We start from the raw sequence: 23,395 nt of genomic DNA, 5'->3' as shown, positions 1-23,395 counted from the left end.
AAAATGTATGTCATCGGCATAGGAGAAGACGGAGCGAACGGTCTGACGGCGGAGTCGCTCCGGCATATACATAACGCTGGCCTGCTGATTGGCGGGGAGCGTCAGCTGGCGTTTTTTCAGGATTTTAAAGGCGAGAAAAGGGTGCTCAAGAGCGGGCTCGCGGCGCTTGTTGCGGAGCTCGAAGAGCGGCGCTCGCAGGAAGAGATAGTCGTGCTCGCCTCGGGTGATCCTTTATTCTTCGGCATCGCGGGTTACCTTGCAGGCAAGCTTGAAGCGGGCAGTCTGGAGATCATTCCCCATCTCAGCTCTGTGCAGCTGGCCTTTGCCAAGCTTGGAGTGAGCTGGCAGGATGCAGTCGTGGACAGCGTTCACGGACGCCCTATTATGGGACTGGCGCAGCGGATTGACGGGCAGAGCAAGGTGGCGCTGCTGACGGATGAGGTGAACACGCCCGCCGCAGTGGCGGATTACCTGCTGCGCTTTGGCATGACAGAGTACGACGCGTTTGTGGGCGAGAATCTGGGCAGCCCTGAAGAGAAGTACCGCCGCTGCAGCCTGGAGGAAATGGCAGCAGCCGAATACTCACCGCTGAACGTGATCATTCTGCTCCGTAAGGCGAATGCTCCCGAGCCGCGCCGGGGTTTCGGGTTTGCAGATGAGGAATTTCATCAACGCAAGCCGGAGAAGGGACTTATTACCAAACGCGAGGTACGGGTGTTCAGCCTGTCCGAGCTGTGCTTGTCCGAGCGGAGCGTCGTATGGGACATCGGGGCCGGCTCAGGTTCGGTAGCGGTGGAATGCGCGCGGCTGGCGAGGTACGGAAAGGTGTTTGCGATAGAGAAGAACGAGGGTGATCTGGCGAATATTGAAGCTAACAAGGTCAAATTCCGCACGGATTTTCCCGCCATTCACGCGAAGGCTCCGGCGGGTCTGGAAGACCTTCCCGATCCGGATGCCGTTTTCATTGGCGGCAGCGGCGGAGAGCTGCCAGGGCTGATTGCCCTGTGCGCATCCCGTCTGCGTGCGGGGGGCCGGATTGTCGTGAACGCAGCCACCATTGAGACGCTGCATGATGCCCTGAACGCCTTGAAGACAGCCGGACTGGAGGCCTCGGTCACCCTGCTGCAGACGGCGCGCAGCAAACCGATTCTCGGCATGACGCGGTTTGACGGGCTGAATCCCGTCTATGTCATCACAGGCCGGCCGGCGTCTCCGGCAGCAGAGCCTGATGTAAAGGAAGGAGAGAGCTGATGGGTACAGCGGGAACGCTCTATGGAGTAGGGGTAGGTCCGGGGGACCCCGAATTGATTACGGTCAAAGCCTATCGGCTGATCCGGGAGTGTGCGGTCGTCGCCTATCCCCGGAAGCGGATGGGGGGCAAATCATATGCTCATGAAATTGTGGAACTGTATGTTAATCCGGCGGAAAAAGAAATGCTGGGCCTTGTGTTTCCGATGACCAAGGACCCGGCCGTGCTGGAGCGCGAATGGAACAAAACGGTGGCGGCCTGCTGGGAGGCGCTGAGCCAGGGTAAGGACGTTGCCTTTGTTACGGAAGGAGACCCGAACCTGTACAGCACCTTCATTCATCTCGCCAGGTTGATGAAGGAGCTTCACCCCGAGGTGCCGATCGTGTCGGTGCCCGGCATTTCCTCCGTGCTCGGCGCGGCAGCAGCGCTCGGGACACCGCTGGCGGACGGAGACCAGCAGGTCGGCATCATTCCGGCGACCGATGACCGGGACGCCATGCGCCGTGCGATAGAAAATCATGACACTGTCGTGTTCATTAAAGTAGCCAAGGTGCTGGATCTGATTCTGGATGTGCTGGATGAACTGGGGCTGGGGGACCGGGCTTCCGTGATTACGAAGGTGACCTCCCCATATGAAATGGTGTGGCAGGATGCCCGCACCCTGCGCGGGCAGGAGCTGGAATATTTGAGTCTGATGGTGGTGAGCAAATGAGCGTACTTTTCGAACCAAACAAGCAGCCCGGCCTGGAGCCGAAAGTCTATATTGTTGGTGCCGGTCCTGGCGATCCGGAGCTGATCACGGTAAAAGGCTCCAACATTTTGCGCAGCGCCGATCTGGTGCTGTATACCGATTCGCTGGTGAATGACGAGCTGATCGCCACGGCCAAGCCATCGGCGCAGGTGCTGCAGAGCTCGGGCATGGATCTGGAGCGGCAGGTGGACATCATGGCAGAGGCGGTCGCCGAGGGACGGAGCGTGGCAAGGGTTCATACGGGTGATCCCGCCGTGTATGGCGCCATTCTGGAGCAGATGGTGCTGCTCAAGCAGCGCGGCATCGCTTATGAAATCATACCTGGCGTCAGCTCGGTGTTTGCTTCCGCTGCGGTACTGGGAGCGGAGCTCACGGTGCCGGATCTGACCCAGACTGTCATTCTGACGCGGGCGGAAGGCAGAACGCCTGTGCCCGAGCGGGAGAAGCTCCGTGATCTGGCTTCCCACCACTGCACGGTCGCCCTCTTCCTGAGCGCGACCCTGGCCAAGAAGGTGGTGGCTGAATTTATGGCGGCAGGCTGGAGAGCAGACACGCCGGTGGCCGTCGTTCAACGCGCAACCTGGCCTGATCAGAAGATTGTACGCACAACGCTGGAAAACCTGCCTGCCGACCTGCGTGCAGCCGGGATTACGATGCATGCCATGATTCTTGCTGGCTGGGCGCTGGACCCTGAGCTAGTGGACAAGGATGCCCACCGGTCCAAGCTGTACGATAAAGCCTTCACCCACGGGTACCGGAAAGGAGTGAAGGCTGGTGAGTAATCCGTATGCCGTCGTCGCCATTACGAAGCACGGGGTTGAAATGGCCCGCGATCTGGGGGGACGCTTTCAGGGGACGGACATTTTTTATATGTCCAAATTTGCGCGCGGGGATGAAGACTCCCTCGGTATCCACCTGTTTGACGGCTCGGTCAAGCTGATTCTGCCCGACCTGTTCCAGCGGTATAACGGTATCATTCTGATCATTTCCCTCGGTGCGGTGGTGCGTATGATTGCGCCGCTACTGATCGATAAAAAAACAGACCCCGCCGTGCTGGTTATCGATGATAGAGGCGAGCATGTCATCAGCGTGCTGTCCGGCCATCTCGGCGGGGCGAACGAGCTGACACGGCAGGTAGCCGCCGTGCTGGGGGCAAGACCAGTCATCACGACAGCCTCGGACGTGCAGGGCACAATTCCCGTTGACCTGTTCGGCAGGGAGCTGGGCTGGACCGTAGACAGCTTCGACAAAGCGACGCCTGTGAGCGCCGCCGTCGTCAATGAAGAGCCCGTGGCGGTCATCCAGGAGACGGGTGAACGGAACTGGTGGAAGTACGACAAACCGTTGCCTGCGCATATCCGGGTGTACCCGGACCCGGTCTCCGCTTTGCGCGAACCCTTTAATGCCACGCTGGTAATCAGCGACCGCTTGCTGAATGACGAGGAGCAGGAGAAGCTGCTCGCGAACGGGGTGCTGTATCGGCCGAAAAGTCTGGTGCTCGGCATCGGCTGCAATCGCGGCACCGGACTTGAAGAGCTTGAAGCCGGGGTGCTGGATACACTACAAGAGCTGCGGCTGTCGGTGAAAAGCGTGCGCAATGTGGCGACGATTGACCTGAAAAAGGACGAGGAAGGACTGCTCACGCTGTGCAGCAAGTACAACTGGGAGCTGGCCACTTACACCCCAGAGCAGCTGAACACGGTGCAGCTGCCCAATCCATCCGACACCGTATTTAAATATACAGGGGCCTACGGCGTCTGCGAACCTGCCGCGCTGCTGTCCGCCGGAGCGGAGGATTGGTTGCTGGAGAAGAAAAAAATCGGCAATTTGACCCTATCGGTGGCGCGGGTGGCCTTTCCACAGCTTTCGGTTGAGGAGAGCACCCATGCATAATAATGAATCGACAAGAACGGAACTCACCGGGAGTTCACATGTCAGACGCAGGCTTGTCATTGCCGGTACCGGTAGCGGGGCGGGCAAAACAACGGTGACACTCGGGCTGATGAGGGCCTTTGCGGAGAAGGGGTTGAAGGTGCAGGGCTTCAAGTGTGGACCGGATTACATTGATCCGACCTATCATACGGCTGTAACCGGTATTGCTTCCCGCAATCTGGATTCATGGATGACCTCCGGGGATTATGTGCTGAACCTGTTCAACCATGCCTCGGCAGACGCCGATATTTCCATCATTGAAGGGGTCATGGGCTTGTATGACGGCAAGGACCCGCGCAGCAATGCCGGGTCTACGGCGGAAATCGCCATGATCACCGGAAGTTCTGTAGTGCTTGTGGTGGACGTCCGCAGCATGGCGCGCAGCGCGGCGGCTATTGTGCTCGGATATCAGCGCCTGGAGCCGAAGCTGCAAATTATCGGGGTCATTGTGAACCGCTGCGGCAGCCGGGGTCACTATGACATTGTCAAAGCCGCCATCGAACAGGAGTGTGGCATTCCCGTCCTCGGCTGGCTGCCTCGTGATGAAGAACTGGACATCCCGGAACGCCATCTTGGTCTGGTGCCAGCCATCGAACGCGGTGAATTGGAGCCGCTGTTCCGGCGTGCGGCGGAGCGGATCCGTGAAGGCACGGACCTGGACAGGCTATGGGAGCTTGCAGGCTCCATAGCTCTGCCGGAATCCATGGCGCTACCGGAATCCATGGAACTGTCGGCTTCCGTATCTGCTGATCATCCAGTTTCTCCCCCTGCAGCCTCCCAGAGGTCGGCCATGAAGCCGCCTGCCGTCTCTGTCCGGGATCGACCTGTCATTGCCGTGGCAAAGGATGCGGCTTTTAATTTTTACTATGAGGACAATATGGAACTGCTGCGCAGGGCAGGGGCCGAGCTTGTATTTTTCAGCCCGCTTGCGGGAGAGGGCATTCCGGCAAGAACGTCCGGACTTTATCTCGGAGGAGGCTTCCCCGAAGAATATGCGGCAGCTATCTCGGCTAATCAAGCCTTCCTGAATGGCATCAGGCAAGCGACGGCCAGCGAGATGCCGCTGTTTGCCGAGTGTGGCGGTTACATGGTGCTGGCACAAACGCTGACCGACCGTGCGGGAGAAGTTCATGCCATGGCGGGCATCATTCCGGCCCATGTCCGCATGCAGGAGAAGCGGGCTGCACTTGGGTACAGGGAAGCCAAAGCAATCCGCGATTGCCTGCTGCTGGAGCAGGGCGAGATGATCCGCGGTCATGAATTCCATTACTCGGTGATGTCCTTCGACGGTCAAAGCCCGATTCCTCATGCCTATGAGACCAAGGGCATGCGGGGGATAACAGCTGAAGGCTATGCGCGGGGCAACATACTGGCAGGTTACACCCACGTCCATTTGGCTTCACACTCCAAGGCGGCGGAACGGTGGGTGCGGGCCTGCGCCTTGTACAGCACAGTCCGGAAGCAATGAGCTCAATGTAAGAAGCCAAAGAACCGGCGGACACCGGTTCTTTGGCTTTAGAGTATTATAAGTTCTCAGCGGAAATTGGTCCAAGATTCTTTTCGTAAAAAAAGAGATAGCGGAACTGGGCTTTAATCCGTCCGCTGCTCATAGAATAATGAATGTATTGCTGTTTCTTCAAGAAACCCGCGTGTCGGATTTCTCCATCGAGAGGCTACATCAATTTTTTTAATTGGGATACCCTGCCCTGGCTGATGCCGAGCATGGAGGCCAGCTGTTTTTGCGAAGATTGAGGATGCTCCTGCATAAGCTCTCTCATTTTGGCCAGAATGTCATCAGTCCGGCGATAGGATTTCTTGGACGGAACGTTATGAGGCGACGGTACTGCGACAGGTCCCGGAAGCGGAACAGGTTGTGATTTTGCTGTTTTCAGCTCAGCGGCGCAGTCATTACAGATAAACTGGTCTTTATAGTAGGTGTTGGTATCTAGCGAGCCGCAGAAAGTGCAATTAGTAGACTTGTACTTGCGTAGCATCAGAGTCTTGTCTTCAATAAAAAATTCAAGCGGATCTCCAATTTCAATCTCCATCGTCATACGCATTTCCTTGGGAAGAACAATCCTTCCCAAGCTGTCTAAAGGCCTAGTCATTCCCGTCCTTTTCATCCATTCAACCTCCCCATTCAACTTATTTTTTCTCGAGTATACCACAAATTAAAACGCATTCATTGATTCTAATTTTACACTATAAAGGTGATAAAAATATACACAAAATAAGCAAAAGTATAAGCAGCATGATAATGTTTTATGTTACTTGAAATTTCAAAAAAAAGAAAAGGTATAAATAATGTAACATAATGTAATTATCAGCTGCTTGAATCCACAGTTGGAACAGGGATTGCTAGGAAGATGTGGAATTGGTAGTAGGTGCAGTTCAAAAACAAGGCCTGTCCGCTCCTGCTTGATGGTGGCGGGCAAAGCCAACAGGATTGGAGGACATCGCGAATGGAAAAACGTAAAGCGCTTTTGCTTGGTGATTATACATATCCCGAGTTTCACCCGTTGCAGGGAATCGACAGAGAGGTGACGCATATTCTGCAGGATTGGATGACGGTGCAGTGCAGCGAGAACCGTAAATTGCTGTTAAAGGAGAACATTAGCGGCTTCGACCTGTGCATATCTTACGTAGATAACTGGAAGGACCCGATATCCCCGCAGCAAACAGCGGGTTTGCTGTCTTATGTCAGCGGAGGGGGAGGGCTGCTCGTGCTGCATAATGGCATATCGATGAACAACAACTATGAGATTGCCCAACTGCTTGGAGCGAAATTTACCAGGCATCCCGCGTATGCCCCGCTGGAATTCCGGACAGTAGCCCCGGACCACCCGGTGATGGAGAGCATCACGTCCTTTTCGATGGATGAGGAGCCCTACCGCTTTGAATTTGACCCTTTTACCCAAAAAACGGTGCTGATGGAGTATGAGTTGGACGGAGATATCCGTCCGGCCGCTTGGGCGCATTCCTATGGCCTTGGAAGAGTTGTTTATCTGATGCCAGGGCACCACCAGGCGACCTTCCAAAATGAAAATTTCCGGCGGCTTATGATGCAGGCGGCCAAGTGGGCAGCGCGTTTGCCGGGATAAGCGGTCGTGGCAGTTAGCGATTACCCTTATTTTGGATTGATTTGAAAATCGCCGTTATAATAAGAGTATCCGGACGGATTCCGGTCTAACAGCAAGGGGAGGAATAATCATGAGCGATTTGTTTAAAAAAGCAATCTCATTAGGTTGGGGCCTCACTGTTGTCAGTAAGGAAAAAGTGGAGCGAGTCGTGGATGATCTGGTAAAGAGGGGCGAACTGGCGCCTTCGGAATCCAAAGCCCTGGTTGACCGGCTGATTGGACGCGGGGAGGAAGAGCAGGCCCATTTCAAGACGATGATCCGCGAGCAGGTTGCCAAAGTGCTGAAAGAGCTTAATGTACCGAATGAAAATGATATGGCCAGCCTCGAGCAGCGGATCGCGGTGCTTGAGCAGCAGGTCGTGGAGCTGGAGAAAGAAAAGGCCGCAGTCTCCGTGCAGCCTTCATCCGATGAAGGGAACCTTCCTGGATAAATGGCAGTACATATGAAACATGCAGGCCGTTACAAGGAAATCGCCATGGCGTTCGCACGTCATGGCTTTGGTTACGTGGTTGAAGAAATCGGTTTGTCCATGCCGCGCGGATGGCTGTCACGGGAGACGAACGGAACCAGGACGACCGGTGAGCGGATAAGGCTGGTGCTGGAGGATCTGGGTCCGGCCTTCATCAAGCTTGGACAACTGGCAAGCACACGGGCAGACCTGCTTCCGGATTATATTATCCGCGAGCTGGTCAAGCTGCAGGATCAGGTGCCCCCATTCTCGGCGGAGACGGCGCGCGGCATTTTGGAACAGGAATTGGATATGCCGCTGCACAGCATCTTGTCCCGGTTCGAGGATATGCCGCTCGCCGCCGCATCCATCGGTCAGGTCCATCTGGGCAGACTGCATAGCGGGGAGGACGTGGCGATCAAAATTCAGCGCCCTGGCGTAGACCGCATCATCCGCCGCGATCTGGAGATCCTGCGCAATCTTACCGCCCTGGCGGCCAAACGGTGGGAATGGGTCGAGCGTTACCAGCTGCCGCAGATGGTGGAGGAGCTCGGGAAATCGCTGATTCAAGAGCTGGACTACACGCATGAAGCCCGCAACAACGAGCGGATTGCTCTGCAGTTTGCAAGCAGCCAGTCGGTCTATATTCCGAAAATTTATTGGGAGCACACGGCCTCGCGGATACTTACGATGGAGTTTGTGGAGGGCATTACTTTGCGGCGGCGCGAAGAGCTTGTGCAAAAAGGCTTTGACTTGAAGGATATTGCCCAGAAGCTTGTCGATGCGATGCTGCAGCAAATATTTATAGAAGGCTTCTTTCATGCCGATCCCCATCCGGGCAATCTGCTGGTCATGAAGAACGGGAAGCTGGCTTTCATTGACTTCGGCATGGTCGGGCATTTGAATGAAGACATGAAATCACCGCTTGCCTCCCTGATTATTGCCTTAATGCGGCATAATACCGACAGTATGATGCGTGCAATTAACCGCCTGGGGCTAATCGATCCGGATATCGATGTACAGAAGCTACGCAATGACCTCAACCGTTTGCGTGAGGAGTATGCGGATGTTCCTTTTTCCCAAATTAGCCTCGGACAGGCATTGAACGATCTGTTCAGCACGGCGCAGAAGCACCGGATCGGCCTTCCGTCCGACATTGTCATGCTCGGTAAGTCTCTGCTGACGATGGAAGGGGTGATTGAGAATCTCGATCCGGAGCTGAGCATCATCAAATTGGCCGAGCCCTTCGGCCGCAAGCTGGTCAAGGAACGGTTCAGCACACGCCGTATCCGCGGCAAGCTGCTTGGAGGAGCGGCAGAGCTGGCGGAAACACTGATTGAGCTGCCGGCTCAGGTCCGTCATCTCGCCTCTGTTATCAGCAAAGGCAAGCTGAAGCTGGAAGTAACGGTACCTGAGCTGGAGATGCTGCTGCGCAGGCTGGATCAAATCAGCAACCGGCTGTCCTTCAGCATCGTGCTGCTGGCATTCTCAATTATCATGGTGGGTCTGATCATCGGTTCCTCGCTGGCGCACAGGTCGACCTTGCTGTGGAATGTGCCGGCGATTGAAATCGGCTTTGTGGTGGCGCTGCTCATGGTGGCGTTCCTGCTGTACTCCATCTTCAGGTCGGGACGGTTCTGAAGAAATCGCCACTTTCTGCGATTTCTTGTTTAGCTAAAAGGTCGAGACAGGAGTATGCTCCCTGTTCTTGACCTTTTTAGTATCTTCGTGTGGGGTTCACAACTGAAATTGGAGCTTGACAAGACCAGAAGGTGTACGCGATCACCCTAACGGACTGTAATGCCATTATTTCGCCGAAATCGAGCGTTTTGGGAATGTTTGCGGACCTCATAGCCTTTATTTAGCATTTAAAAGAATGCTGCGGGCCATATTCAGGCAAATAAGATCTCCCCAGTCCGTTAGGACAATGATATTCCGCCTTTTGGGGCAAATAAGAGCCATCCAGTCCGTTAGCGGTATAAGAAGACGGTTCATCCCTCTGCAGGAGGATTAGAGACAGCCCCATTCTGACAATAACCAGCATGAGCGAGAAAAAGTTTAAAATTAAAAGCATTCTATGAATGATAGCGATTACATGTGGAATAGCGGTTTTAATCATCCTCTATTTTTGCGTTATAATGGTGGACTGATCAGAACGGGAGGGTGAGCCTGAAAGGGGCAAGCCGATTTTATCGCCGGGTACAGACGAACGGCCGCTGGACGGAAGCCCTGAACATCGGGAGCGCGGGCCGGATCGGCTCCCGGCATAAGGGGGAGTATCGGTTCAAATGAATTTCAGACAGCAATGGCTCGGCAACGTCCGGGCCGATATACTGGCTGGCATCACGGTGGCGCTGGCGCTGATTCCGGAGGCAATCGCTTTTTCCATTATCGCGGGTGTAGACCCGATGGTAGGCTTGTACGCATCCATCACCATTGCGATTGTTATTTCCATCGCAGGCGGGCGTCCGGCCATGATTTCAGCGGCTACCGGCGCCATGGCGGTGCTGATGGTCGGCCTTGTGAAGGATCACGGCATTGAGTATTTGTTTGCGGCGACCATCCTGACGGGAATCCTCCAGTTTGTACTGGGGATATTCAAGGTAGGGCGATTCATTACGTTTGTTCCGCAGCCAGTTATAACAGGGTTTGTCAACGCGCTGGCGATTCTGATCTTTATGGCTCAGCTGGTGCACTTCAAGGGCGCGAACTGGATCATGTATGCGATGGTGGCCGGGACACTCGCTATCATTTACATTTTGCCGCGGTTTGTGAAGATCATTCCCGCGCCGCTGGCCGCAATTATTTTCATGACGATAATTACGGTCGCTTTTGGGCTGGACGTGAAGACGGTTGGGGATATGGGAGAGCTGTCCAATACGCTGCCTGTTTTCCATCTGCCTAATATTGAATGGTCGCTGCAAACGCTGCAGATCATTTTCCCTTATTCGTTCACCATGGCTTTGGTTGGCTTGCTGGAGTCGCTGCTGACTGCCACAATCGTCGACGAGATGACGGAGACGAAGAGCAATAAGAACCGTGAAGTGCGCGGTCAGGGCATCGCCAATTTTATCAATGGATTTTTCGGCGGCATGGCCGGCTGCGCGATGATCGGGCAATCCGTCATTAATGTGAAATCCGGCGGACGCGGCAGGCTGTCCACCTTCACGGCGGGCGTTTTCCTGGCCTTTCTGCTGCTGGTGCTAGGCACTATTGTCAAGCAGGTGCCGATGGGGGCGCTGGTCGGTGTCATGTTCATGGTATCGATGGGTACGTTTGACTGGAAATCGCTCATCCATCTGCCCAAGGTGCCACGTGCGGAGGCGTTCATCATGGTCATTACCGTGGTGATCGTGGTGGCGACCGACGATTTATCCAAAGGCGTAATTGCAGGCGTGCTCCTGAGCGCCCTTCATTTCGGCTGGAAGATGGGGAAGATCAAAATTCATTATTCCGAGCAGAACGGGGAAAAGCTGTATCGTGTATCGGGGCCGATGTTTTTTGCTTCCACTTCACATTTTGTAGAGCATTTTCATCCGGCAGAGGATCCTGATCAGATCAGCATCGACTTCACCAACTCGCATGTCTGGGATCAGTCGGCTGTAACGGCTATCGTGAAGGTGACGGAGAAATACAGGAAGGCTGGCAAAGAAATAAGATTAAAAGGACTGAACGAGGAAAGCCGTATGATTGTGGAGAAAATCGGGTTGTCTTCCGTTTCCGGTCATTAAAAAAGGCTTCATGCGCAAATCATGGTGCGTAAGCTCTGTGGTTTGCGTTTTTTTTGTGCAACATGCTCGCCTGCTGGCGGCCAGGACTGACTTCGCGTATACTGGGAAAGGCAAAAGACGAGCGGATATGCGTGGAAGCCGCTTGTCTGGTACAAGCTAAGGAAATCCGGCCGCATACGGCCTCAAGATAGCCGGGGTCAACAACTCATGACTAAGGTCGCGTGTCTCCATACGCGGTTTATGAACCAATACAAGAACAGGGAAGTGACAATCCATTGAAAAATTTCGCATCGCTCGGGGTAGAGCCCCATTGGGTGGAAGCACTGAAAGCACAGGGCATCGCTGTGCCGACACCGGTTCAGCGTGAAGCTGTGCCGTTGCTGATGGACGGCCGGGACGTCATCGCCGAGGCGCACACAGGGACGGGGAAAACCCTCGCTTTTCTCCTGCCGATCTTGCAAGGCATCGACAGAAATAAAAAATACCCGCAGGCGCTGGTCATTGCGCCAACAAGGGAGCTGGCGCTGCAGATCACCGCGGAAGCCGCCCGCCTGGCGTCTACGACCGAGGGCATCTCATTGCTCGCTGTATATGGCGGCCAGGATGTAGAGCGGCAGCTACGCAAGCTGCAGGGCGGAGCGCAGCTTATTATCGGCACGCCCGGGCGGCTGCTGGACCATATGCGCCGGGAGACGCTGCAGCTTGGCGGCGTGCGCATGCTGGTGCTGGACGAAGCCGATCAAATGCTGCACATGGGCTTCCTGAATGAGGTGGAAACCATCATTCAGGCTGTTCCGTCCCGGCGGCAGACGATGCTCTTCTCGGCCACCATGCCGACAGCCGTCCGTAAGCTGGCCCGGGCTTACATGCAATCCCCGGCGGACGTCAAGGTGGAGTCGGAATCACCGGTGCCAGTGCATCAGATCCGCCAACTCGTTGTCGAATGCACAGACCGGACGAGACAGAAGGCCTTGATTGAGATGATCGACACGCATCGTCCATATCTGGCAGTCATCTTCTGCAGAACGAAGATTCGTGCCGCGAAGCTGAACGAGGCGCTGCAGACGCTCGGCTACAAGAGCGGCGAGCTGCATGGGGACCTGTCCCAGAACAAGCGGGAGCAGGTGATGAAGGCGTTCCGCGAGGCGAAGCTGCAGCTTCTCGTGGCCACCGATGTGGCGGCACGCGGCCTGGATGTGGAAGGCGTCACTCATGTGTTCAACTACGATATGCCCCATGACACCGAAAGCTACATCCACCGCATCGGCCGCACGGGCCGCGCTGGCGGCAAGGGCGTGGCGGTGACGTTCGCCGCGTCCAAGGACATGGATGACCTGCGGCGCATTCAGAAAGCCGCAGGTCTGACGCTGGCCCAGGCCGATTGGTCGGGCCAGCAGAGCCGCTCCGGCGCGCCCGCAGCGGAGCGCGGCGACAAAGCCCGGCCTGCCCGTACGGCCGGGGCTTCATCCCGCACCCGCGCGGAAGGCGGCGGCAAAGCCCGGTCCGCTCGTGCGTTCGGGGCCCCATCCCGCGGTCCCGCGGAAGGCGGACGCCGCGGTGCGGGCAAGGACAAGCCGCGCCAGGGACGCCCAGGCGCGGGCGGCGAGCGCCGCACCGGACGCTCCGGCAGCGGCGGCGGCTCCCAGGGCGGCCGGCGCGGCGGTCGCAGCAGCCACTAAACGTATTCAGCCCCGGACCAAGCCCCGGGGCTTTTTTGTTTTCCATACATCGTCTGTGTATAATTTGGTAATAGTTAAGCAAATCATTTAGATAAATTTGTTTGCCGAGAGGACTGCCACTTGAACATGGAACCGAGGAATGACTGGAAGGAACGCTTCAAATTCTTTTTTCTGAACAACAGATTCGTGCTGTTCCTGCTGATTGCCCTGCTGATTGGCTTGAATATCATGGTGTTTACCCGTGTATCTTTTATATTCCACCCGCTCGCGGTGCTTGTTAAAACCGTCATTTTGCCGCTCATTTTGACAGGTGTCGTATTTTATCTGCTGAATCCGATTGTCGATTATCTGGAGCGCAAGAAGGTCAAACGTGTCTATTCCATTATTGTGTTATACCTGCTGGTGATTGGCATTATCACGATTATTATCACCTCCGTCGTTCCTGTCATCCGCGATCAGGTAGCGAGGCTGATCATCAACGCTCCTGTCTACAGTTCCGAGGTTCAGGCCCGGTTTGAGGAATTGATCGGCAGCGATTTTGTAAATCAATTCCGCGAAACCATTAATTATGATCCTGCGGAATTGGCGAACAGAGTTTCAGAATGGGCTACATCCGCACTGAACAATACCTGGAAGAGCCTTGGCTCCATTGTGGGAGCGGTGACAGAAACGGTTATTTCCATCATCACCGTTCCGTTTATCCTGTTTTATTTGCTTAAGGATGGACGCAAGCTGCCGAAGTTCATTCTGGGGCTGCTGCCCACGGCGCTGCGTCCGCAGACCAGCCGGATTATGAGCGAAATGAACCATCAGATCAGCTCCTATATCCGTGGCCAGATTATCGTGAGCATGTGCATTGGTGCGCTATTGTATGTCGGGTACCTGATTATCGGCCTTGATTACTCGCTGACACTGGCGCTCATTGCTTCATTCACCAGCATCGTGCCATACCTTGGGCCGGCAATCGCCATTACACCGGCGCTCATTGTCGCTCTCGTGACGTCTCCGGTTATGCTGGTCAAAATGATTGTCGTGTGGACCGTCGTGCAGCTGGTTGAAGGCAAATTCATCTCACCGCAAATTATGGGAAAATCGCTTAGAGTGCATCCCATTACGATTATTTTTGTCATTTTAACGGCAGGCAATCTGTTCGGCGTTATAGGGATTGTGCTGGCGGTTCCGGGTTATGCGGTGTTGAAGGTCATCGTGACGCATGTATTCCGGTGGTTCAAATATCGTTCCCGGATGTATGAGCCGGAGGAACGGCAGGTCTGATGTGCTGTTGATCACAAACAATAACGATGATCATCGGTAACGGGCCCGAAAGGGTCCATTTTATTGTCACATTTCTCAAATTAGTTGGGTCTGGGCTATTGACAATTGATAATGATTATCAGTATCTTTATAGATAGAATTTAAATGAAGATCGCATGAATTTCGTTGAGAAAGAGGCTTGCTGCATGGATAGCTCTACAACCGGGAAGGAAGAACAGCTGCGGGAACAGCTTTGGGCGCGTCCGGGAGCGGCAATAAGCATTATTGTGATCGGGCTGGCCGCTCTCCTGTTCATCATGGCTCTCGGAATTGCGGTAGGAGCGGTGTCAATCCCGCTGCGGACTGTGTACCAGGCGCTTTTCTCATTTCATCCGGATAACACCAATCATCAGATCATTTGGGATTTGCGTTTCCCGCGCGTCCTTGCGGGAGCGTTGGTGGGAGCGGCATTCGCCGCTTCCGGCTCGATTATGCAGGGAGTGACGCGCAACCCGCTGGCTGATCCGGGCCTGCTGGGCATCAACGCGGGAGCCGCTTTTGCGCTGGCCATCTGCTTCGCGTATCTGCCACAGCTTCCCTTTAATAGCATTATTCTTGTCTGTTTTGCCGGGGCAGGTCTCGGCGTTTTGCTGGTATTTGGCCTCGGCCGTTTTTCCAAGGGGGGGCTTACGCCTGTCCGGCTTGCACTTGCAGGCGCTGCTGTTTCCATCCTGCTTACCAGTCTTAGCCAGGGCATTGCCCTGATGAATGATGTTGCCCAGGATCTGGACTTCTGGATTGCAGGCGGTGTTGCTGGCACTCAATGGAGCCAGCTCGCTCTGACGGCTCCGTGGATCGGCGCCGGACTGATTGCCTCGCTTCTGCTGTCACGGTACATATCGATTCTCAGCCTTGGCGAGGACGTCGCTCTTGGCCTTGGGCTGAGGACGGGGTTCATCAAGCTTGCCGCTGTGGCGGTGGTCATGGTTCTGGCGGGGGCTTCAGTCGCTATGGTAGGAACGATCGGATTTATAGGACTGGTGGTTCCTCATGTCGCCCGCTTCCTGGTTGGCAAGGATTATCGCTGGATCATTCCCACCTCGGCGGTGCTCGGCTCGCTCTTGATGGTGGGCGCCGACATTGCGGCAAGGCTGGTTAATCCTCCCCAGGAGACGCCGGCCGCGGCCATGATCGCTCTGATCGGGGTTCCTTACTTCCTGTACCTCATCCGGAAAGAGGTGAGGGACTGATGAAGAGGCAGACAATCCGGGGCTCTGGAAGAAGCGCCAGGACTTTGACCGTTGCGGCGGTTTTGCTTGTGCTGATCGTTATTGTGCTGGTCATTAGCGTCAACTCGGGTCATACCTCCCTGAACCCGCTGCAGGTACTGAGGACCTTTATGGGAATGGGGAGCAGGAACGAATCGCTCATCTTATTCGAATTCCGGCTGCCCCGCATCGTTATTTCCCTGCTCGTAGGTGCAGGACTTGCCGTGGCGGGTGCGGTGCTGCAGGGAGTGTCCCGCAATCCGCTGGCCGATCCGGGTATTCTCGGAATCAACGCTGGCGCAGGGCTGGCTGTTGTTCTGTTTGTATCGCTGAATCCGCTCCGGCTGGGCGCTTCACCGTTTACACTGCCCTTTCTTGCGATCATCGGTTCATTTGCAGCCGCTGCGGCCATCTATATGCTGGCCTACCGCAAACATAAGGGCCTGTCCACTTCACGCCTGCTGCTCGCCGGAATTGCCCTGGCGGCCGGGATTCAGTCCTTGATGCTGGTGCTGGTGATCCGGCTGGATGAACAGAACTATGCTTTTGTGGCCAATTGGCTGGCAGGCAGCATCTGGGGGACGACCTGGGATTTCGTGCTGGCGCTGCTGCCCTGGATTTTTATTCTTGTTCCTTTTGTGTTCTCCAAAGCCCGGCAGATGGATGTGTTTATGCTGGGAGATCAAACTGCGGCAGGCCTCGGCAGTCTACTGAACCGTGAACGGCTGCTGCTTATAGCGGCCGCTGTAGCCCTCAGCGGGGCTTGTGTCTCCGTCAGTGGGGGCATAAGCTTTCTGGGCCTGATCGGCCCTCATCTGGCCCGCAGGCTTGTCGGACCGCAGCACATGTATTTCGTGCCTGTATCGGCACTGGTTGGCGCACTGATTATGCTGGCTGGAGACACCATTGCCCGCACGATAATGCAGCCGTCCGGTATTCCGACCGGCATCGTCGTTGCCGTCATCGGTGCTCCGTACTTTTTGTATCTGCTCTCCAGATCAAGGGGCTGACCATACCTCAAACGCCTTTAGAATAAGAAAGGGATGATCACAATGTTTCGTTTAAACACAGTCGGTTTGAATATCGCTTATGAGGATCGTTTGATTGTCGAGGATTTGAACATTGAAATACCGCAGGGTCAAATTACGGCGCTGGTTGGAGCGAACGGCTCCGGCAAGTCGACAATATTGAAAACGATGGCCCGCATCATGCAGCCCAAGGGCGGGAGCGTGCTGCTGGACGGCAAATCCATTCATAAGCAATCCACACGTGATGTGGCAAAGCAGCTTGCGATTCTGCCGCAGAATCCGACTGCTCCGGAAGGGCTGACTGTAACGGAACTTGTATCTTACGGACGTTTTCCCTATCAGAAGGGTTTTGGCTCACTGAAGGCGGAGGACCGGAAAATGGTTGAGTGGGCGATCGGGGTTACCGGCATGCAGGATTTTCATGACCGCCCTATAGATCAGCTCTCGGGCGGGCAGCGCCAGCGTGCCTGGATAGCCATGGCACTGGCGCAGGATACGGATATTCTCTTCCTTGATGAACCGACTACGTTTCTTGATATGGCCCACCAGCTTGAGGTTCTGCAACTCCTTGAGCAGTTAAATGCCAACGCGGGGCGCACCATTGTGATGGTGGTTCATGATTTGAATCATGCGGCCCGTTATGCCCATCATATGATCGCTATAAAAAAAGGAAAGGCTCAGGCCGTTGGTTCCCCGGTTGAGGTAATGAAGCCGGATATGCTGCGCGAGGTATTCGGAATCGAAGCCGATATTGTGACCGATCCGCGTAGTGGGGTTCCGCTGTGCCTGCCTTACGCCCTGGCCGGGCATCACGCCTTGTCCAATGTTACAGCTGGACCCGGAGCGGATGCAGTGCTCGTCCCTGATAGAGCAGAGAAGCTTGTAGGTGCTGCAGTAAGATAAGTTGGATTTGGATTTTCTTTTACGTTTGGTTATGATATAAAGACAAGATCCCATCTTATCTTGTACTAATCCGAGTCAGTTTATAAAGGAGGAAAAGCCACCATGTCCATTTATTCATTTCAGGCTATAACGCCCGCCAATCAGGTATTGTCTCTGGAGACTTATACAGGCAAGGTAATCGTGATTGCCAACACGGCGAGCAAGTGTGGTCTGACACCCCAATACGGGGAGCTGCAAAAGCTGTATGACGAATACAAGGACCGGGGACTGGTTGTGCTGGCCTTCCCGTGCAATCAATTCGGCGCTCAGGAGCCGGGCACCAGCGAAGAGGCAGAGGAGTTCTGCAAGATTAACTATGGCGTGAATTTTCCCGTTTTTTCCAAGCTTGAAGTCAATGGCCCTGACACGCATCCACTATTCCAATACCTTAAAGACCAACTGCCTGGAGAGCAGGAGAACGGGGAGATTGCCTGGAATTTCACGAAATTCCTGGTGAACCGCGAAGGAACGCCGATCGCTCGTTTTGAACCGAAAGAATCTCCAGACTCGATGAGATCGGCCATTGAGAAACTGCTCTAATAAGCCTCACAATCACAGATAAGTCATACCGTATCTTCTCCCGGGTGTATTGAGCCGGGAGATTTTTGCGTGTAAAAGAGTCTGTTCTTAGCTTGCGCTGAAACAGGAGGCATAATCAGAAAAAGCGTGGGAAAGCTAATGCAAGAAAAGAATCCTCCATATCGTTGCGATTGTGAACAATACGTGAACAAGCGTAAAAGTTGTTGCATTGTGAAATACATCACATTATAATAAAGTCATAAAGTGAAATAAATCACATAAGTAGCTATGATTTAGTGAAATAATTCACAAAAAAATTTTGTCCTATATCTTTTTCAATTTCTTTTCAAGCAAGTCCAGTCAGACATTCTAATTACACCTGAGGAGGCTACACAAATGAAAATTGCAGTTATCGGATGCACACACGCTGGGACAGCAGCCATCGTCAATACCGCCAAATTATATCCGGACGCGCAAATTACCGTTTATGAACGCAATGATAATATTTCGTTTCTTTCCTGCGGGATTGCTTTGTATGTCGGCGGAGTAGTGAAGGACCCTGAAGGCTTGTTTTATTCGTCTCCACAGCAGCTTGCCGATCTGGGTGTAGCCACCAAAATGCTTCATGAGGTGACCTCGGTGGATACGAAAACCAAATCGCTGCGCGTGCGCAATCTTGAGACGCAGGAGGAGTTTACGGATACGTACGACAAGCTGATTATGACGACCGGGTCGTGGCCGATTATTCCGAAGCTTGAAGGCATCGAGCTTGACAATATTTTGCTCTCCAAGAACTACAATCATTCCAATACCATTATTGAAAAAGCGAAAAACGCCGAGCGGATTACCGTCGTAGGTGCCGGTTATATCGGCATTGAGCTCGTGGAAGCTTTCCGGATGAATGGCAAGGAAGTTACCTTAATCGATAGCATGGATCGGATTTTGAATAAATATCTGGATGCCGAGTTTACGGACAGAATAGAGAATTCGTTGAAGCAACGTGGCATTCAGCTTGCCCTGGGGCAAACGGTCAACCGCTTTGAAGGCAAGGACGGCAAGGTTGCGAAAGTCATCACCTCCCAAGGGGAGTATGAGACTGATCTCGTTATTCTCTGCATCGGCTTCCGTCCGAATACCGGTCTGCTGAAAGACCAGGTTGATATGCTGCCGAACGGAGCCATCATCGTCAACGATTACATGCAGACCAGCAACCCTGATATTTATGCCGCCGGGGACAGCTGTGCGATTCACTATAATCCTACAGGCAAAAATGCGTATATCCCGCTGGCCACGAATGCGGTCCGGATGGGGACGCTGATCGCACGCAACCTTATGGAGCCGACTATCCCATATATGGGGACCCAAGGAACTTCAGGCATCAAAATATATGAACACAATATAGCAGGAACCGGTTTGACCGAAACAGCAGCAAAAGATGAAGGAATGGAGGTAGAAGCGGTTATGATCGAGGACAGCTACCGTCCGGAATTTATGCCCACAGCCGAAAAAGTGCAACTAAAGGTTGTATATGAGCACGATTCCCGCCGGATCGTCGGCGCGCAGCTCATGTCCAAAGCTGAGCTTACACAGTCGATCAACACCCTGTCAGTGTGCATCCAGAACCGGATGACTATTGATCAGCTGGCATTTATCGACTTCTTCTTCCAGCCGCATTACAACAAGCCTTGGAACTTCCTGAATACAGCGGGGCTGCAGGCGCTTCCACCGGTGAAAAGCAAGGAAGCTGTAACTCTGTAACCTTGTAACAATCTGCTAAAAAAATCTGTGCTATGTTCACTTAATTGCCATGAAATCCGGCTCTCCCTGCTCTCTGAATATTGTAAAATAAAAATATCAAATATTCAGATCATGATTATGAATCATGGAATAAAGGGGGAGGAACCGTCTTGTTTTGGATTGCATTTATGATTGTACTCGGAGCAATCGGTTTTGTGGCGATCAGCTGGTTTATGAAGCAGCTTGAGAAAGAAGAATATAATTAATCACGATATTGTTATACAAGCGGCTTCCTGGAGGAGGCTGCTTTTTTGCATATATGCCATCTTTTCTCTCTTGATTATGTGATAAATTTCACAACTTCCATCTTCATGACCATCTAAACTGAAAGAAACAGAAGAAGCGCTACAGCAAAGGAAGGAGAGAAAAGGATGGCAACTTATAAACCGAAGCAAATTGCGGAGCTGACGGTCGAAACCGGTGTCCACAAAGCCCACAATCCGTGGCAGACGGCGGTCATACTTGGCTTTCTGGCAGGCGCTTTTATCGCGCTTGGTTTTTTATTGGACATCAGGGTGATTGCGAGCGCTCCCGCAGAATGGGGGAGTATCGTCAATTTTATCGGTGCTGCCGTGTTCCCGGTGGGACTGGTGCTTGTGCTGCTTGGCGGTGGGGAGCTGCTGACCGGAAATATGATGGCGGTTCCCCTGGCCCGCATGGCCGGCCGCATCACGACAGGTGAGGTTGTGCGCAACCTTGTGCTGATCACGCTGGGAAATTTTATCGGCGCGCTGTTTGTCGCTTATTTTTTCGGTCATGTAGTGGGATTGACGGCGAGCGGGCCTTATCTTGACAAGGTAGTGGAGATGGCAGGTCATAAAATCCATGATTCCTTGTGGCAGTCTTATTTGTCCGGCATCGGCTGTAACTGGCTCGTCGCGCTGGCGGTTTGGTTGTCCTACGGCAGCGACTCCATGAGCGGAAAAATTATGGGCATCTGGTTCCCGACCATGGCCTTTGTGGCCATCGGGTTTCAGCACGTTGTGGCCAATATGTTCCTGATTCCGGCGGCTATCTTTGCAGGACACTTTACATGGCTTGATTATCTCCGTAATTTCGTTCCGGTATGGCTGGGCAATCTGACGGGCGGAAGCCTGTTTGTGGCAGGGGCGTACTGGCTGGCATATTTGAAGGATTTTCAGGCTGTTCCGAAGTCGAATATCCACGGCATCCAGGAGAAGTCGGGTGTTCATCCGCAGACGGCGCCGGACCAGGCTGTGTGAGTGCTGAGCAGCCGTGAAGTAAAATAAAAAAATTCGCCATGTCAGATTCGGGGGAACGAAATCTGGCATGGCGAATTTTTTTTGGGAGTGGTCCATGATCTGGCAGGAGGCAGAGTGTGTGTGCTCTTCCGTCCTTGCCTTGTTCATTTCTTACCCTGCAAGCAGATTCTTGAAACAGCTTATCTGGCAAAAAATATAGTATGATAGAGAAAAAGATGACGGACAATTGAGGTGCCGGACATGGGAGGGCCAGAAGTGATTCAGGATATCAGCATCAACAGGAAAGACAGGAACGGCAAGACATGGATGACGGAAGCGGCTGACGGTGTGTTTCCGGCGGTATGTCCGCTGGATTGTCCCGATACATGCGGGCTGCTGCTGCATAAGGAAAATGGCAAAATCGTGAAGGTCACAGGCAATCCGCATCATCCGATCACGAAAGGCGCCATTTGCAACAAGGTCCGCAATATGGCGGAAAGAATATATCACCCCGAGCGGCTGCTGCATCCGCTCAGACGGACAGGACCCAAGGGTTCAGGGCAGTTTGAGCGGATTACGTGGGAGGAAGCCCTTGCCAAAATTACCGAACGTTTTCGGGATCTTATCACAAGCCATGGCTCGGAGTCGATTCTTCCCTACAGCTTTTATGGCAATATGGGCAAGCTGAGTGTGGATGGCATGGACCGCCGTTTTTTCAACGCATTGGGCGCCAGCGAGCTGGAACAGACCATCTGCAATTCGGCGGGCAATGCCGGATGGGTGCATACGATGGGGTTTTACGGGGGAGTAAGCCCGGAGGACATTGAGCATGCGGATTTGATTATGATCTGGGGTGGCAATATTGTCAGCACCAACATGCATCAGGTTGTGCTGGCCGAGAAAGCGCGCAAGAAAGGGACCAGGATCGTCGTCATCGATGTCCACCGCAACCGGACCGCCCAATGGGCAGATTGGTTTATTCCTTTGTATCCCGGAACGGACACGGCGCTGGCACTGGGCATCATGAATGTTCTGTTTGCAGAAGGATTGACAGACACGGCCTTTATGGAGCGTTACACCGTTGGGCATGAGCTTCTGGAGGAGCATGTTCGTGGCTGCACACCTGAATGGGCAGCCCGCATAACAGGGGTGCCTGCTGAAGATATTGTCCGGCTGGCGCACATGTACGGGCGCGCGCACGCCGCCCATATCCATGTCGGCAACGGTCTGCAGCATCATGACAATGGGGGTATGATCGTAAGGACGATCACCTGTCTGCCGGCGGTTACGGGGCATTGGCAGCGGCGCGGCGGTGGAGCGACAAAATCGAACAGCGGTTATGCCAAGCTAAACAGTGCTGCGCTGGAGCGGCCGGATCTGCGGCCGAATCCGCAGGCTCGCCATATCAATATGAACCGGATTGGCGAAGCTCTGTTGGATCGAGAGAAGCCGGTTATGGGGCTGTTTGTATACTGCTCCAATCCGCTGGTTGTGGCTCCGGATACGGAACGGGTAACCCGCGGCTTCGAGCGGGAGGAGCTCTTCACCGTTGTCCATGATTTGTTTATGACAGATACGGCGAAGTATGCAGATATCGTTCTGCCTGCTGCTTCATCTTTTGAAAGCACCGATCTGTTCACTTCCTACTGGCATCATTATATCCAGCTTCAGGAACCGGTGATTGAGCGGGTTGGGGAGAGCAAGAGCAATTATGAGCTATTCTCGTTGCTGGGGCAGATGATGGGTTTTGACAGCGAGGTCTTTAGTGAGAGCGAGGAGAGCATGATCCGCGGAGCTTTGAACCATCCTGTCAATCCTTACTTGAACGGGGTTACGCTGGAAGCGCTGCAGGAGCACCGGCATGTGAAGCTGGATATGAGTCCACGGGGGCGGTTTTTGGAAATGCTGCCGACCCCTTCAGGCAAGATCGAGCTGTACTCTGAAACGCTGGAGCGGGTGGGGCTGCCCGGCTTGCCTGCTTATGTGCCATTAAAAGAAGGATACGACGGCGAGCGCAGGCCGGAACCGGATGCCTTGTATCCGTTGATGTTCATCTCCCCGCCGAACCACAATTTTCTGAATTCGACCTTTGCCAATGTCCCGAAGCATCAGGAGCTGGAAAAGGAGCCTCTGCTGCAGATTCATCCTGAAGATGCAGCGATACGGGGAATTACAGATGGCGATAAAGTAACGGTATGGAACGAAAGAGGGGCAAGTGAGCTGCGCGCGAAGGTTGCGGACCGGATGCTGCCGGGAACGGTGATTAGCCAGGGACTTTGGTGGGACAAAAACGGGCAGCGGCAGCGTGCGAATGTACTGACACCGGACAGGCTGGCGGACATGGGGAAAGGCGCCGTATTCTTTTCTACTGCTGTTAATGTAAAGCGTCAATGAATATGCTTGCCGGATGAGCGCATGTAAGCGATACTGATGGATGTGTCATGATTTTCTTACA

The 23,395-nt window shown here is 53.9% G+C and carries 20 protein-coding genes; 19 read left to right on the top strand and 1 reads right to left on the bottom strand.

Annotation, left to right across the window (positions count from 1 at the left end; translation table 11 throughout):
• Positions 1 to 3 precede the first annotated feature (3 nt).
• The 5 genes from cbiE to ACE5LO_RS06105 are packed head-to-tail and all read left to right on the top strand — an operon-like array spanning position 4 to position 5,400.
• Positions 4 to 1,251 (top strand): precorrin-6y C5,15-methyltransferase (decarboxylating) subunit CbiE, encoded by a 1,248-nt coding sequence (cbiE, locus tag ACE5LO_RS06125; RefSeq protein WP_375519295.1) that lies wholly within the window; start codon positions 4 to 6, stop codon positions 1,249 to 1,251.
• Entirely contained in the window at positions 1,251 to 1,961 is a 711-nt protein-coding gene (gene cobI, locus ACE5LO_RS06120; protein ID WP_375519140.1) for a precorrin-2 C(20)-methyltransferase, read from the top strand. The genes cbiE and cobI overlap by 1 nt, the downstream gene beginning before the upstream one ends.
• Positions 1,958 to 2,782, top strand: coding sequence for a precorrin-4 C(11)-methyltransferase (gene cobM / locus ACE5LO_RS06115; protein ID WP_375519139.1), 825 nt, complete (start codon positions 1,958 to 1,960; stop codon positions 2,780 to 2,782). Before cobI ends, cobM begins: the two co-directional genes overlap by 4 nt.
• Complete coding sequence (locus ACE5LO_RS06110; protein ID WP_375519138.1) at positions 2,775 to 3,893, top strand: cobalt-precorrin 5A hydrolase; 1,119 nt, start codon at positions 2,775 to 2,777, stop codon at positions 3,891 to 3,893. Before cobM ends, ACE5LO_RS06110 begins: the two co-directional genes overlap by 8 nt.
• Positions 3,886 to 5,400: a cobyrinic acid a,c-diamide synthase CobB gene (locus tag ACE5LO_RS06105; protein WP_375519137.1), complete on the top strand. Its 1,515-nt coding sequence runs from the start codon at positions 3,886 to 3,888 to the stop codon at positions 5,398 to 5,400. The genes ACE5LO_RS06110 and ACE5LO_RS06105 overlap by 8 nt, the downstream gene beginning before the upstream one ends.
• Before the next feature lie 205 nt (positions 5,401 to 5,605).
• Here the strand turns inward: ACE5LO_RS06105 and ACE5LO_RS06100 are convergent, their stop codons facing one another.
• Positions 5,606 to 6,055, bottom strand: a complete 450-nt coding sequence (locus tag ACE5LO_RS06100; RefSeq protein ID WP_375354705.1) for an AbrB/MazE/SpoVT family DNA-binding domain-containing protein — start codon at positions 6,053 to 6,055, stop codon at positions 5,606 to 5,608.
• Positions 6,056 to 6,394: 339 nt separating this feature from the next.
• On the opposite strand from ACE5LO_RS06100, the gene ACE5LO_RS06095 reads away from it, so the two are divergent.
• From ACE5LO_RS06095 to ACE5LO_RS06030, 14 genes are all read left to right on the top strand, one after another.
• On the top strand, positions 6,395 to 7,033 hold the full coding sequence (locus ACE5LO_RS06095; protein WP_375519136.1) for a ThuA domain-containing protein: 639 nt from the start codon (positions 6,395 to 6,397) through the stop codon (positions 7,031 to 7,033).
• Between the two features lie 109 nt (positions 7,034 to 7,142).
• Complete coding sequence (locus ACE5LO_RS06090; protein ID WP_375519135.1) at positions 7,143 to 7,502, top strand: phasin family protein; 360 nt, start codon at positions 7,143 to 7,145, stop codon at positions 7,500 to 7,502.
• Complete coding sequence (locus ACE5LO_RS06085) at positions 7,503 to 9,161, top strand: ABC1 kinase family protein (protein WP_375519134.1); 1,659 nt, start codon at positions 7,503 to 7,505, stop codon at positions 9,159 to 9,161.
• A gap of 522 nt (positions 9,162 to 9,683) precedes the next feature.
• A complete protein-coding gene (locus ACE5LO_RS06080) occupies positions 9,684 to 9,812 on the top strand; it encodes a hypothetical protein (protein WP_375519133.1) in 129 nt (42 codons plus the stop codon).
• A complete protein-coding gene (locus tag ACE5LO_RS06075) occupies positions 9,809 to 11,251 on the top strand; it encodes a SulP family inorganic anion transporter (RefSeq protein WP_375519132.1) in 1,443 nt (480 codons plus the stop codon). The genes ACE5LO_RS06080 and ACE5LO_RS06075 overlap by 4 nt, the downstream gene beginning before the upstream one ends.
• 275 nt (positions 11,252 to 11,526) lie before the next feature.
• Positions 11,527 to 12,930, top strand: a complete 1,404-nt coding sequence (locus tag ACE5LO_RS06070) for a DEAD/DEAH box helicase (RefSeq protein ID WP_375519131.1) — start codon at positions 11,527 to 11,529, stop codon at positions 12,928 to 12,930.
• Between the two features lie 126 nt (positions 12,931 to 13,056).
• Positions 13,057 to 14,205: an AI-2E family transporter gene (locus ACE5LO_RS06065; RefSeq protein ID WP_375519294.1), complete on the top strand. Its 1,149-nt coding sequence runs from the start codon at positions 13,057 to 13,059 to the stop codon at positions 14,203 to 14,205.
• Between the two features lie 185 nt (positions 14,206 to 14,390).
• Positions 14,391 to 15,434, top strand: a complete 1,044-nt coding sequence (locus tag ACE5LO_RS06060; protein WP_375519130.1) for a FecCD family ABC transporter permease — start codon at positions 14,391 to 14,393, stop codon at positions 15,432 to 15,434.
• A complete protein-coding gene (locus ACE5LO_RS06055; protein WP_375519129.1) occupies positions 15,434 to 16,462 on the top strand; it encodes a FecCD family ABC transporter permease in 1,029 nt (342 codons plus the stop codon). Before ACE5LO_RS06060 ends, ACE5LO_RS06055 begins: the two co-directional genes overlap by 1 nt.
• 42 nt (positions 16,463 to 16,504) lie before the next feature.
• A complete protein-coding gene (locus ACE5LO_RS06050) occupies positions 16,505 to 17,383 on the top strand; it encodes an ABC transporter ATP-binding protein (protein ID WP_375519128.1) in 879 nt (292 codons plus the stop codon).
• A gap of 102 nt (positions 17,384 to 17,485) precedes the next feature.
• Positions 17,486 to 17,962, top strand: coding sequence for a glutathione peroxidase (locus ACE5LO_RS06045; protein WP_375519127.1), 477 nt, complete (start codon positions 17,486 to 17,488; stop codon positions 17,960 to 17,962).
• Between the two features lie 375 nt (positions 17,963 to 18,337).
• Positions 18,338 to 19,699 (top strand): FAD-dependent oxidoreductase, encoded by a 1,362-nt coding sequence (locus tag ACE5LO_RS06040; protein WP_375519126.1) that lies wholly within the window; start codon positions 18,338 to 18,340, stop codon positions 19,697 to 19,699.
• Positions 19,700 to 20,109: 410 nt separating this feature from the next.
• Positions 20,110 to 20,961 (top strand): formate/nitrite transporter family protein, encoded by an 852-nt coding sequence (locus tag ACE5LO_RS06035; protein ID WP_375519125.1) that lies wholly within the window; start codon positions 20,110 to 20,112, stop codon positions 20,959 to 20,961.
• Between the two features lie 306 nt (positions 20,962 to 21,267).
• On the top strand, positions 21,268 to 23,334 hold the full coding sequence (locus ACE5LO_RS06030; protein ID WP_375519293.1) for a molybdopterin-containing oxidoreductase family protein: 2,067 nt from the start codon (positions 21,268 to 21,270) through the stop codon (positions 23,332 to 23,334).
• The last annotated feature ends 61 nt before the right edge of the window (positions 23,335 to 23,395 follow it).

Origin of the sequence: Paenibacillus medicaginis (genome assembly GCF_042138635.1) — a bacterium.
In the GTDB taxonomy this organism is placed as follows: domain Bacteria; phylum Bacillota; class Bacilli; order Paenibacillales; family Paenibacillaceae; genus Paenibacillus; species Paenibacillus medicaginis.
This window is presented reverse-complemented; position numbering and strand designations above follow the sequence as displayed.